The sequence below is a fragment of the Gottfriedia sp. OAE603 genome, from assembly GCF_040543965.1.
In the GTDB taxonomy this organism is placed as follows: Bacteria; Bacillota; Bacilli; order Bacillales; family Bacillaceae_G; genus Gottfriedia; species Gottfriedia solisilvae.
In genome coordinates this window covers 119,303-131,567 of the sequence record NZ_JBEUNN010000001.1, presented here as the reverse complement: position 1 = coordinate 131,567, position 12,265 = coordinate 119,303, and the positions used below count along the sequence as shown (strand labels likewise).

General features: G+C 33.5%; 12 protein-coding genes. 4 read left to right on the top strand and 8 right to left on the bottom strand.

The genetic code is table 11. The features are described 5' to 3' along the window. Positions 1-198: 198 nt before the first annotated feature. Positions 199-1,071, bottom strand: a complete 873-nt coding sequence (gene speB, locus ABID96_RS00595; RefSeq protein ID WP_088001479.1) for an agmatinase — start codon at positions 1,069-1,071, stop codon at positions 199-201. Positions 1,072-1,083: 12 nt separating this feature from the next. Further along, positions 1,084-1,911, bottom strand: a complete 828-nt coding sequence (gene speE / locus ABID96_RS00590; RefSeq protein WP_025671010.1) for a spermidine synthase — start codon at positions 1,909-1,911, stop codon at positions 1,084-1,086. 300 nt (positions 1,912-2,211) lie between these two features. Here speE and ABID96_RS00585 point away from each other — a divergent pair, with 300 nt between their 5' ends. Beyond that, a complete protein-coding gene (locus ABID96_RS00585; RefSeq protein ID WP_192603600.1) occupies positions 2,212-4,212 on the top strand; it encodes a transglycosylase domain-containing protein in 2,001 nt (666 codons plus the stop codon). Between the two features lie 169 nt (positions 4,213-4,381). Here the strand turns inward: ABID96_RS00585 and ABID96_RS00580 are convergent, their stop codons facing one another. Together ABID96_RS00580 and ABID96_RS00575 are read right to left on the bottom strand one after the other, a co-directional pair. After that, entirely contained in the window at positions 4,382-4,894 is a 513-nt protein-coding gene (locus tag ABID96_RS00580) for a YwhD family protein (RefSeq protein ID WP_192603601.1), read from the bottom strand. Positions 4,895-4,915: 21 nt separating this feature from the next. Beyond that, positions 4,916-5,584: a site-2 protease family protein gene (locus ABID96_RS00575; protein ID WP_192603602.1), complete on the bottom strand. Its 669-nt coding sequence runs from the start codon at positions 5,582-5,584 to the stop codon at positions 4,916-4,918. 151 nt (positions 5,585-5,735) lie between these two features. Here ABID96_RS00575 and ABID96_RS00570 point away from each other — a divergent pair, with 151 nt between their 5' ends. Beyond that, entirely contained in the window at positions 5,736-5,921 is a 186-nt protein-coding gene (locus ABID96_RS00570) for a 2-hydroxymuconate tautomerase (protein ID WP_088001489.1), read from the top strand. A 64-nt stretch (positions 5,922-5,985) separates the two neighbouring features. Here the strand turns inward: ABID96_RS00570 and ABID96_RS00565 are convergent, their stop codons facing one another. Both ABID96_RS00565 and ABID96_RS00560 read right to left on the bottom strand, forming a co-directional pair. Then, the gene (locus ABID96_RS00565) at positions 5,986-7,299 is read right to left on the bottom strand and encodes an HD domain-containing protein (protein ID WP_192603603.1); all 1,314 of its coding nucleotides are present in this window, start codon (positions 7,297-7,299) and stop codon (positions 5,986-5,988) included. Between the two features lie 110 nt (positions 7,300-7,409). After that, on the bottom strand, positions 7,410-7,637 hold the full coding sequence (locus tag ABID96_RS00560) for a YuzB family protein (RefSeq protein WP_088001493.1): 228 nt from the start codon (positions 7,635-7,637) through the stop codon (positions 7,410-7,412). A 213-nt stretch (positions 7,638-7,850) separates the two neighbouring features. Here ABID96_RS00560 and ABID96_RS00555 point away from each other — a divergent pair, with 213 nt between their 5' ends. Further along, positions 7,851-8,699, top strand: coding sequence for an RsfA family transcriptional regulator (locus ABID96_RS00555; protein ID WP_192603700.1), 849 nt, complete (start codon positions 7,851-7,853; stop codon positions 8,697-8,699). 162 nt (positions 8,700-8,861) lie between these two features. Here ABID96_RS00555 and ABID96_RS00550 read toward each other — a convergent pair whose 3' ends face one another. Next, positions 8,862-9,779 (bottom strand): iron-hydroxamate ABC transporter substrate-binding protein, encoded by a 918-nt coding sequence (locus ABID96_RS00550; protein ID WP_192603604.1) that lies wholly within the window; start codon positions 9,777-9,779, stop codon positions 8,862-8,864. Between the two features lie 409 nt (positions 9,780-10,188). Here ABID96_RS00550 and lipL point away from each other — a divergent pair, with 409 nt between their 5' ends. Then, positions 10,189-11,046, top strand: coding sequence for an octanoyl-[GcvH]:protein N-octanoyltransferase (gene lipL, locus ABID96_RS00545; RefSeq protein WP_192603605.1), 858 nt, complete (start codon positions 10,189-10,191; stop codon positions 11,044-11,046). Between the two features lie 27 nt (positions 11,047-11,073). On the opposite strand, the gene pta is transcribed toward lipL, so the two are convergent. Then, positions 11,074-12,045 carry a phosphate acetyltransferase gene (gene pta, locus ABID96_RS00540; protein ID WP_088001499.1) on the bottom strand — a complete coding sequence of 324 codons (972 nt, stop codon included), beginning with the start codon at positions 12,043-12,045 and terminating at the stop codon, positions 11,074-11,076. Positions 12,046-12,265 lie beyond the last annotated feature (220 nt).

Sequence of the window (12,265 nt, the reverse complement as noted above, 5' to 3'; positions counted from 1 at the left end):
TCTTCCCCCAAAATATGATAATAATAATCGTTCTCAATTATAAAGGTAATGATTATCATTATCAATAAATAGTTTCACTTATTAGGAAAATTTAAAAATTGTTACAGAAATTCCAATTCACTAATTTAATTAGGAAACAATATAAAAAAGGCGATTTCTCGTCATTTAGAACGAAAAATCGCCTTTCACAAAGTGGTTTTATTTAACCCATCCTAATAACATTTCTCGGATGAATTTACTTGCTGCAACTTGTGTTTGTTCAGCGTGATCATATACTGGAGCTACCTCTACTAAGTCCGCACCAACTACATTAATATCACTATTTGCAATTGCTAAGATGCTATCGATCATTTCTTTTGATGTAATACCACCCGCTTCAAGTGTTCCTGTACCAGGAGCGTGAGCTGGATCAAGTACATCAATATCAATCGTTACATATACTGGACGACCAGCAAGTGTTGGAAGAACCTTTTTCAACGGCTCAAGAACCTCGAATTTAAATAAGTTCATACCCACTTCTTTAGCCCACTCAAATTCTTCTTTCATTCCTGAACGAATTCCGAAAGAATAAACATTCGTTGGGCCAATTAAATTACAAACCTTTTTAATTGGTGTTGAATGAGATAGTGGCTCTCCTTCATATGAATCACGTAAATCAGTATGTGCATCAAAATGAATGATTGCTAAATCTGGGTATTTTTTATACATTGCTTTCATTACTGGCCAAGAAACAAGATGCTCCCCACCTAATCCTAATGGGAATTTCCCTTGAGCTAATAAGCCATCAATATAGTCTTCGATCATATCAAGACTTCTTTGTGCATTACCAAATGGAAGTGGAATATCTCCTGCATCAAAATATTTCACTTCTTCAAGTTCCTTATCTTGATATGGACTATATTCTTCTAAACCGATTGATACTTCACGAATACGTGCAGGACCAAAACGAGAGCCTGGACGAAAGCTTACAGTCCAATCCATTGGCATGCCATAGATAACCGCTTTACTTTCTTCAAAGCTTGGGTGACTCTTTATAAATACATTTCCTGAATATGCCTCATCAAAACGCATATGACAGCCCCCTTATTTCGTAAGATCAGCTACAAATTTTGGTAGAACGAACGCTGCTTTGTGTAGCTCTTTTGTATAATATTTTGTCTCAATATCAAAGAAACGATTCTCTTCTACTTCAAGTGGATCGTGTTTTTTCGAACCAATTGTAAATGTCCACATTCCACTTGGGTATGTTGGGATATTTGCAATGTATAAACGTGTGATTGGGAAGATTTCTCTTACATCACGTTGTACTTGCGTGATTAATTCAGGTGTAAACCAAGGGTTGTCCGTTTGAGCAACGAAGATTCCATCTTCTTTTAATGCTTTTGAAATACCAGCATAGAAACCTTTAGTGAATAAGTTTACTGCAGGTCCAACTGGCTCAGTTGAATCAACCATGATTACATCATATACGTTCTCACTGTTTGCAATATGCATAAATCCATCGTCAACTTTAACTTCAACGCGTGGGTCTTCTAATTTTCCAGCGATTTCTGGTAAGTAAATTTTAGAGTACTCAATTACTTTTCCATCGATTTCAACTAAAGTAGCTTTTTTTACACTTGGGTGCTTTAATACTTCACGAATAACGCCACCATCGCCTCCACCAACTACTAGAACGTTTTCTGGATTTGGGTGAGTAAATAAAGGTACGTGAGCAACCATTTCATGATATACAAACTCATCTTTTTGAGTTGTCATTACCATACCGTCTAAAATAAGCATGTTACCAAATTCTTCAGTCTCTACCATGTCAAGCTTCTGAAACTCAGTTTGCTCTGTATGTAAAGTTTTATTAATTTTAGCAGTAATTCCAAAGTTTTTTGTTTGTTTTTCAGTAAACCATAATTCCATTTAATGCATCTACCCTTCTTTATCAAGATTTAGTTTGAAACATAACACAGTAGTTTTTGTCTAGTTGATTATGTTTCGTATTATCCCCACTCTTCCTAATTCCTATCGGATTTGTGTTGTTACGACTTTTTTTGCCGTACAAAAGAAAAGTATAGAGTAAATTCGATGAAATGCAAGATTTTTAAGGGGATTTAATTGATATTTTTTCTTATGAAAAATGAAAAGTTCCTCGTATAAAAAATCTTCCAATCTACCATACTATGAATATAACCATTAACTAGTCGAAAAGGAGGGGAAAAAATGCAGACAATCACCTATTCATACCACTGGCGCTTCTTGCAAAAGGTAGGCATTCTATTAACTGTCATTTCCCTTTTAGGTACTATTTTTTTTACTAGTGTTTACTTAATCGCTAGCCGTACAACCAAACCCTCATTATTTATTGAATCAAATTCTAACTTTTACGATTCTAATGCTACGTTAATTGGAAAAACGCAATTACTTCAAAATAGAAAGACTTTAAAAATTGCGGATGTTCCTCCAATTGTTGTCAATACGGTTCTAGTCTCCGAAGATCGGCAATTTTTTCACCATCATGGATTTGATGTAAAGCGCTTGGCATCGGCTATTCTGATTAATATTTCAAAAGGTTCTTACGCTCAAGGTGCAAGCACTATAACTCAACAGTTAGCTAAAAACCTCTATTTATCACAAGAGAAAACATTAAGTAGAAAATTAAAAGAAGCATTTATTACGATGAAGTTGGAGTCATCATACGATAAAGAAAAATTATTAGAAGCTTATTTAAACACAATTTATTTTGGCCATGGTGTTTACGGGTTAGAAACTGCTGCGAACACATATTTAGGGAAAGAAAGTAAGCAACTCTCTACTGCTGAAGCGACTTTTTTATTAAGTATTCCTGCCAACCCTTCAACTTATGATCCATATGCTCATCTTACATCTGTTAAAAAACGTCAAGCGCGTATTTTATCAGCACTTGAACAAAATGGTGTAATCGGTCAAAAAACAATAAATGAGGCGGTTAAAGAGCCAATTGACCTTAAGCCGATTAATCATTCTACTAATTCACTGTTCACATCCTATTTTCAACAAAATGTGCTAAAAGAAATCTCAACGAATCTTGGACATTCAATCAATAATAATGGCAGTTCAATTTATACTACCTTTGATGCTTCAATTCAAAAAAAAGTTGAAAGCACCTTTGAGAAATTTATTAAACCAATTCCTAATTTACAAGCTAGTATCATTGTATTAGATAGTCAGTCGGGTGAAATAATTAGTATGATTGGCGGTCGTGAGCAAGGTCAGCTTTTATTTAATCGCGCAACTTCTGCAAAAAGACAATTAGGTAGTACAATCAAACCAATTTTATACTATAGTGCACTTGTAAACGGCTTTACTCCCTCTACCAAATTAAAAAGTGAACCAACAGTGTTTACATTTGAAGACGGTGCAAAATATAGTCCAAAAAATAGTGGTAATTTATATGCCAATGATTCAATCACTCTAGCAAAAGCCATTGCAGTTTCTGACAATATCTATGCTGTAAAAACCCAACAAGCCATAGGAACAGATGAATTTATGAAAACTCAAAACCTGTTTCATTTACCAAAACCAACTAAGGAAGTTCCGTCACTCGCACTTGGAACGCAGGAAGCAACATTGCTTGATATTACAAGAGCTTATGCAATGATTGCTAATGGTGGAAAAGATGTTACGCCACATTTTGTGAAAGAGGTTAGATCTAAGTTCGGAAATTTAATTTATCAACCATCAAAAAATAGGAAACAAGTCTTAAAAAAAGAAGAAACAATGATTCTTAAACAATTAATGAACGGAATGTTTAATACTACATTTTCTAGCTATCTACCAGTTACTGGTACTGTTATTTTACCGGAGTTATCCAAGGATTATTATGGTAAAACGGGAACAACAAAAACAGATAATTGGATGGTCGGCTTCGATTCAAAATATGTGGTGGGTGTTTGGGTTGGATATGATCATTCAAAAAAATTAACAGAGGATGAGAAAAGTTTAGCGAAAGAAATGTGGGCATCAGTTATGGAATACTTACCTGACGAAAAAATAAAATCGGCAATTCCTAAGAATCTAGTAAAGGTTTCAGTAGATGAAAAAACAGGTCTTTTATATAAAGACGGCTGCAGTGGAAAGGTTACCCTATATTATCTTAAAAATACGCAACCAAAAAATAGTTGTATGAAGAAAGTATCGTTAAAAAAAGTCAAAAAACCGTGGTATTCACAGTACTTACCATAAAAAAACAAAAGACCTCACCAAATTGGTAAGGTCTTTTGTTTGTCCTAGTCCTAGCTTTGTCCAAGCTATTAATAGTTTACTGTATTTAGTCCTAAATGTAAAAAGATTATTCGACGTTTTCAGTAATTTTTTTTATATTATTTTCCAATTTGAATTTACAGAAAGTAGACTATCCTAACAGTTCAGTTTTTAATTGTTCAGAAGAATTGTTCCACATCTCTTCATTATGAGTTTTCAAGAAACCAGCTAATAATTTACGAGACTTTTCATCCATATGTTCTACCATTATTTTACGTTTCATTGCCTTATCCATCTTATTAACATGGTCAGGTAATAGTTTATAGCCTCTTCTAGCCTCTCGGTCAACAGTCATATAACAACCTGTCACACCAGCATAATATGGACCATTTTCATTGCGCTCAGAAGCTACCCACACTAACCAATATGGCTTACCATTTGGAACTTCTTCCTCATTCGTTAGAAATTTAATTCCTTTTTCTACTGAACTACGTGCATGCATAGCGCCTACATCTACAAATACATCGTCCTCATTAATATCGATAAAGACAGGAGAAACGTTCTCTAAGCTAATTGCGCCAACGCCAAATCCTCCATGTCCGCTCGTTGAGTCATTCTTTAAAATATTAAATCCTAGTGATTTCTTTTTTGGTTGTTCAGTCATTTTTCTACCTCCTAAAATCCATTACATAAATATAGGTGTAACAATAGAACTAATCCAGTGGAATACTGAAGGTATTGCAATGCCAAATATAGGTTGAATAGTATATCTATCTAAAGGAGTTAAAACTAAAATTAGAAAAACAAAAGCTCCATATTGTTCGTACTGACTCATGATCGCACGTACATTATTTGGTACGATGTCTTCAATAATTCGATAACCATCAAGTGGTGGTAGTGGAATTAGATTAAATACAAACAATACAATGTTCATTTGAATGAACATATTAAAAAATGTACTTAATGTAGTCACTAAAGCATCAGGAAATGAATCAAATACTCTAAACTTTATTAAACATAAGAAGACAATTAATCCTAATGTAGCTAACAGTAAATTACTGATTGGACCAGCTACTGTTGTTAATATACCAGCTATCCTTGGATTTTTAAAATTATTACGATTGACAGGTACTGGTCTTGCCCAACCAAAACCTAAAATTAAAATTGCAATCGTTCCAAATAAATCTAAGTGTTTTAATGGAGAAAGTGTTAATCTTCCTTGTCTTTGTGCAGTGCTATCACCAAACTTATAGGCTACATATGCGTGTGCGAATTCGTGGACTGATAAAGAAATCGCAAAAACTAATAATACTAGTGGTAATTCTTGTAAAGGATATCGAAAAAATGTTTCCATTATTAGCCCCTCTCAGTAAATGGTATATTAATCTCTTTCTTAGAATATTTTAATGTTTTATGATGTATTGTTCAATGAGAATTGATTTAATTCGTTACGATACCAAGCATTGAGTTATAATATAAATGACAATTAAAAGGAGGTCTAAATTATGCCATATGTAACAGTAAAAATGCTAGAAGGTCGTACTGAAGAACAAAAGAAAGCATTAGTCGAAAAAGTAACTTCTGCTGTAAGCGAAACGACAGGTGCTCCAGTCGAAAAAGTTGTCGTTTTTATCGAAGAAATGTCTAAAAATCATTACGCAGTTGCTGGTAAAAGACTTAGTGACGAATAGAAATACTTAATTACATACAGTAAAAGAAAACGGAAGGAATCATTTCTTCCGTTTTCTTTTACGATTATCTACTTTTTGCCCCTGCAATTTCTTCTATGATTTCAATTATTTTCTTTCTTGTCTCATCAGGTTCATTATAGATTAAATCATGTGGGTAATATAATTTTGAATCAGATAGCTTTTTCCCTGTTATGCCGTCCACCAATTCTGACTTACGTGAAATCTCTTTTAACTCTCCATTAGGAAATAGTAACAGGATCGGCTTCTTCCCATCTTCCTCACCGTATCTAAAGTAATCATAAGCCTCGTCTGAAATTGTATCCTTCACTAAATAATAGTCAGGGTTAATACCTATTTTCAAAAATAATTGATGTAGCTCAACAAGTTTTTCTGAATGAATTTGATCTTGAAAATCTACATATTTAAACAAATGACGATTTAAAAATCGCTGACATAAATCACTTAAAATTTCATCTGACTCTTCTTGCCATACTTGGAAGTAATATAATAATACAGATTCATCTAATTTTAAGTATTCATCTAACTCAACGTTTCCTTCAAATAGATTGCCAAAATGAACTGGAACGTAGTTAAAATGATAGCCTGTTTCATTTAAATACTTTGCACGTTGTAGGATTTTAAGTAAGATTGCTTCCGCACTACGAGAAACTGGATGAAAATAAACCTGCCAATACATTTGGAAACGACTAATTAAATAATGCTCCACTGCATGCATCCCAGATTTTTTGATAACAATACCATCTGGACGTGGTCTCATAACTCTTAAAATTCGTTCCATATCAAAGTTCCCATAGCTTACACCAGTGTAATAGGCATCCCTTAATAAGTAATCCATTCGATCTGCATCAATTTGACTTGATATCATACTCGTCACTAATTTATTAGTTGATGTTTTTTCTATGATCTCTGAAACTTGCTTTGGAAAGTCCACCCCAACTCTTTGCAAAATACTATTTATTTCTGTAGAACCTTCAATAATTTCTCTTGTCATTTCTTCATGATCTAAATTAAAAATCTTTTCAAACGTATGTGAAAAAGGGCCATGACCAACATCATGCAACAAGCCCGCACAAAGCGCTAATAAACGATCTTCTTCACTCCACTCAGGTCTTCCAGAGAATACATCATCAACCATTCTTCTAATAATTTCATATACACCTAAAGAATGAGAAAATCGACTATGCTCTGCTCCATGAAAAGTAAGATATGTAGTACCTAGCTGTTTTATTCTACGTAGCCTTTGGAATTCCTTCGTTCCAATTAAATCCCAAATCACTTGATCCCTAACATGGATATAACGATGAACTGGATCTTTAAAAACCTTTTCTTCATATAGCTTCTGTAAACGATAAGACATATGTTGGCCCCCCTTCAAACTCTTCATTATAATTGCGCGAAATAACACTTCCACTTTTATCCATTATAACAGATATATATGAAAAAACGCTCCTTGCGATGAAGGAACGTTTAATTCTTACCTAGTTTTGATTTTATCTTTACAATCAATTCGTCTTCATTTGGAGCTGATAATGGACGATTATTGACAAAGCAAAATGACTTTTTGCGTCCAGGTCCGCAATATGATTGACAACCCACTTGTATTTCTGCGTCTTCATCTATTCTCTTTAAGCGAGGGACTAGTGTTTTAATATTAGTCGCCTGGCAATCGTCACATATTCTAAATTCATTTGACATGTTTTACAATCCCTTCTGTTCTTTATTGAACATACTATGCAGTATTTTACTCGTTCCAAAAAAGACATGCAAGTATTCACTTCAAATTGCACTCAAATAGTATTCTACTATTTTTTGTATAGTTTTCTATTTTTTTGTCCAAACTTCTATTAATCAGCTAAGAAATAATTTACTTTGCATAACTATTAAAGAAAGTTGAGGGGAATTTCAATGATGAAATTAAGACAAGATGCTTGGACTGAGGAAAACGATTTGTTATTGGCAGAAACCGTTTTAAGGCATGTCCGAGAAGGTAGTACCCAATTAAATGCATTTGAGGAAGTTGGCGATATATTAGAACGCACTTCCGCAGCATGTGGTTTTCGTTGGAATGCTGTAGTCCGTTATAATTATGAAAAAGCACTTCAATTGGCTAAAAAATTTCGTAAAGAAAAACTTCGCCACGCTAAAGGTGAAGATGCAAAAAAGAAATTACTTTATACACCTTCTGAATCTAGTTATATACAAACTGATGTATCTAGTAATTTTGATCGTTATTTAAATGATGAACAAGATTTAGAATTTGGTGTAGAAATTGACCAAGAGTTCGGTTCTTTTGTTGAAACGAATACATTTAGCGATGTAAGTCATGAGACGACAGCTGATGATGAAGTGTTGCAATCAGAGGTAGTTTCAAATGTACAAACGAATGTACCAACCGTTTCAAAAACTTATTCAAATCAAGTACCATCTTATAACACGAGAAAAGATTCAATTACTATGTTTGATGTTATTCAGTTTTTACAAGGTCTCTCTAGCAATCAAATCGGTAGTGAACGCTTAGTTCGTGAAAATGATCAGTTAAAACGAGAGATTCTTCTATTACAAGAGCGTAATACACAATTACAGAGACAAGTAGAAAAACTTGAAACAGATGCAACTACGGTTCAAGAAGACTATGAAACAATGATGAAAATCATGAATCGAGCTAGAAAATTAGTATTATTTGAAGAGGAAGAGAAGCCAGCAGCAACATCTTTTAGAATGGATAAGAACGGAAATTTAGAAAAAATTGCTGAATAGAATGTCTACCTTCTATTAAGTTAACTAGACTCTCATAAATAGAGGATACTATGAACTGCCAAAATCATAGTCCCTCTATTTTTTTATGTACGAGCTTTTATATGCAATGGAGGGGAAACTAAAAAGGAGGAATTCCTAAAATAAGAATCCCTCCAATAATTATTATTCACCTAAAAATGATTTTTTAAAGAATTCTAGTTGCTTATCAAGTGTTACTGGATCACTGAATGAAGCACCGTTTCCTTCCATTTCATAGACATGATTATTTTTCACAGCTGGAATGTTTTTATATGTGTTTGTTTTTTGGAATGCAATGTCTGCTCCTGCATACTTACTAATGATTACATAGTCTCCAGCATATTCAGGAAGAACTTCTGCTGAAACTGCGTAATAGCCATCTTTCAATGCCATTTCTTTTACTTTTTCAGGCATTTTTAAATTCATCGCTTGATATAAAATTTCTGTTCCACGTGCCCAGTTATTTCCGAAAACGTATAATTGTTTATCATAAGCTTCAAAAACAGTTACTGTAGCATCTTCACCAATTTTAGCTCGAATTTCTTCACCAGCTTTTTCAGATCTTGCTTTGAAGTCATCAACCCAAGCTTGAGCTTCCTTCTCTTTGTTTAAAAGCTTACCAATTTCAACGTGCTGACTTAAATAATCTAGTTTACCCCATGTATAAGTTACAGTTGGAGCAATTTCTTTTAATTTATCAAGATTTTTAATGTTTGATAATCCAATGATTAAGTCTGGATTTAGTTCAATGATTTTCTCTAAGTTTTCGTCTGATACTTCTGCAACATCTTTCATTTCTTCAGTAAATGTAGGATTATTTTTTGACCAAACATCCACACCTACTACATTTACACCTAACGAAAGAACATTACCTGTAAAACCTGATAATAAGATAACACGTTTAGGATTTGATGGAACTTCCACCGGACCAGTTTCTGATTCATATGTAAACGTCTTTGGCTCTTCTTTTTTAGCACTGTCTTTCTTTTCCGAACTGTTATTGCTACATGCACTAATCACTAGTATTAGGATTAGGACCAATGGGAATAAAACTTTTTTCATTTTGTATTTCTCCTTTAATTCGTTTATTGACAATAGTTTGTTTGTCCGTAGAAAATTTCTCTCAACTTCCCGAACTTGAAAACAATATAAAGCACATCATGAGACACATCTCCTCACGAATGGATATTTTGAAAATAGGATTTTAACCAAATAACATTCACTGAAGTAAAAGGTAAAATCGTTTGCATTTACTAAAATCATTTAAAATTTCCATCTAAAAAAGAAAGGTCTAATTGATAATGATTATTATTATCGTATTAACTATAAGTTGGATTACAGTATGATGTCAATCATTTTTTAAAAATTACAGAAAAATTCAGATAGTATTATGTTGATATAGGATTTTTTTTATTTGTTATGATTCATGTTAAAATAGGAAATCAAACGTAAAAAGCAAGGGGCTTACTCAATGAATCAACATTTAGAACGATTAAAGCAAAATGAAATACGTTTTATAGATGGATCAACCTTGGGACCTTCTTTTAAAGCCATTCAATCTTTTGCATTAGATGATACAATTTGTACGAAGATTGGAAAGCAAGAGTCACCTACAACAGTCCGTACATGGGTGCATCATCAAACGATTGTACTTGGTATACAGGATACTAGATTACCAAACTTATCAAATGGGATTAAGTTTCTGAATGAGCATGGTTATAAGGCGATTGTTAGAAATTCTGGTGGACTAGCTGTAGTGTTAGATGAAGGTGTACTTAATATTTCAATTCTTTTTCCTGAAATCGAACGCAAGCTACAAATTAATGACGGCTACGAAACGATGTATGCACTTATTCAAGATATGTTTAAGGATGTAACAAATGGTATTGAAGCAAAGGAAATTGTAGGTTCATACTGTCCAGGGGAATACGACTTAAGTATAGATGGTAAAAAATTTGCTGGTATTTCACAACGCAGAATTCGTAAAGGTGTCGCGGTACAAATCTATTTGTGCATAAATGAAAGTGGTGCAAAGCGAGCATCAATCATTAAGGACTTTTATGAAATTGCGATAAATAATAAAGAAACGAACTTTAAATACCCAAACATCAATCCGAATACAATGGCCTCTCTCTCTGAATTATTATCAATTAATCTTTCAGTTTCTGAGGTTATGAAAAGACTTCTTCAGTCGCTGGTCAAACTAACCCCTACAATTGTGACGAACTCTCTCCAAGGCGATGAGATAGATTTATATAATCATCATTTACAACGTATGATTGATCGTAATGAGGAAATAGAAGCATTACAAGTAAATTTTGAACAATAAAAAAGAGTACCAATCGGTACTCTTTTTTTATAGTGCTTGTGCTGCAGTAATTATTGATAGTTTATATACGTCTTCACTATTACAGCCACGAGATAAATCGTTTACAGGCATGTTTAGTCCTTGTAAAATTGGGCCAATTGCTTCAAAATTACCTAGACGTTGAGCAATTTTGTATCCAATATTTCCAGCTTCTAAGCTTGGGAAAATAAATGTATTTGCATCACCTTGAATGACTGATTCAGGTGCTTTGCTTTTCGCAACAGAAGGAACAAACGCTGCGTCAAATTGGAACTCGCCATCTAACGTTAATTCAGGCGCTAATTCTTTTGCAATCTTTACTGCTTCAGCTACTTTTTCTGTTTCAGGAGATTTAGCAGATCCTTTTGTTGAGAAACTTAACATTGCAATTTTAGGATCGATATCGAATAGTTTAGCTGTTTTTGCGCTCTCTATTGCAATTTCAGCTAAGTCTTGACTATTAGGAGCAATATTAATCGCACAATCTGCAAACACATACTTTTCATCGTCACGAACCATGATGAATACACCAGATGTTTTTGACACGCCTTGCTTCGTCTTAATAATTTGAAGCGCTGGACGTACAGTATCTGCAGTAGAATGTGTTGCACCACTAACTAATCCGTTTGCTTTGTTTGAGTAAACTAGCATTGTTCCAAAATAATTTGGGTCTAATAATGCTTTACGTGCTTGTTCCTCAGTTGCTTTTCCTTTACGACGTTCAACGAATGAAGCAACAAGTTCTTCCATATTTTCATATGTACTTGGATCTAATATCTCTACTCCCTCAAGTGCTAATCCTAAATCACTTGCTTTAGCTTTAACGTTAGCAACCTCACCAATTAAAATCGGTTTTAATACATTTTCTTTTGCAAGACGATCAGCAGCCGATAAAATTCTTTCATCAGTTCCTTCTGGTAAAACAATCGAAATCCCTTTCCCAGCTACTTTTTGTTTAATACCTTCAAATAGATTACTCATTGTGACCTCCAAATTATCTCGGTTATTTATATGTACAATAATAAGAATAAAACCTTTTTACAATAATGAAAAATATAATATTCCGATTAAAGCGCTCTCATTTAAAATAAGTTTATTCGTAATTTTCTAACTTAAATTGACTACTGTATAATTTTGTATGTTTTTACAAAATACTTTTAATTGTAGTATGCTATATAAAAGAAAATCAATACGATAACGT

What these genes read in the sequence shown, in the direction of transcription:
- speB (WP_088001479.1), bottom strand. Translation starts at nt 1,071, where the DNA reads ATGCGTTTTGATGAGGCATATTCAGGAAATGTATTTATAAAGAGTCAC.
- speE (WP_025671010.1), bottom strand. Translation starts at nt 1,911, where the DNA reads ATGGAATTATGGTTTACTGAAAAACAAACAAAAAACTTTGGAATTACT.
- ABID96_RS00585 (WP_192603600.1), top strand. Translation starts at nt 2,212, where the DNA reads ATGCAGACAATCACCTATTCATACCACTGGCGCTTCTTGCAAAAGGTA.
- ABID96_RS00580 (WP_192603601.1), bottom strand. Translation starts at nt 4,894, where the DNA reads ATGACTGAACAACCAAAAAAGAAATCACTAGGATTTAATATTTTAAAG.
- ABID96_RS00575 (WP_192603602.1), bottom strand. Translation starts at nt 5,584, where the DNA reads ATGGAAACATTTTTTCGATATCCTTTACAAGAATTACCACTAGTATTA.
- ABID96_RS00570 (WP_088001489.1), top strand. Translation starts at nt 5,736, where the DNA reads ATGCCATATGTAACAGTAAAAATGCTAGAAGGTCGTACTGAAGAACAA.
- ABID96_RS00565 (WP_192603603.1), bottom strand. Translation starts at nt 7,299, where the DNA reads ATGTCTTATCGTTTACAGAAGCTATATGAAGAAAAGGTTTTTAAAGAT.
- ABID96_RS00560 (WP_088001493.1), bottom strand. Translation starts at nt 7,637, where the DNA reads ATGTCAAATGAATTTAGAATATGTGACGATTGCCAGGCGACTAATATT.
- ABID96_RS00555 (WP_192603700.1), top strand. Translation starts at nt 7,851, where the DNA reads ATGAAATTAAGACAAGATGCTTGGACTGAGGAAAACGATTTGTTATTG.
- ABID96_RS00550 (WP_192603604.1), bottom strand. Translation starts at nt 9,779, where the DNA reads ATGAAAAAAGTTTTATTCCCATTGGTCCTAATCCTAATACTAGTGATT.
- lipL (WP_192603605.1), top strand. Translation starts at nt 10,189, where the DNA reads ATGAATCAACATTTAGAACGATTAAAGCAAAATGAAATACGTTTTATA.
- pta (WP_088001499.1), bottom strand. Translation starts at nt 12,045, where the DNA reads ATGAGTAATCTATTTGAAGGTATTAAACAAAAAGTAGCTGGGAAAGGG.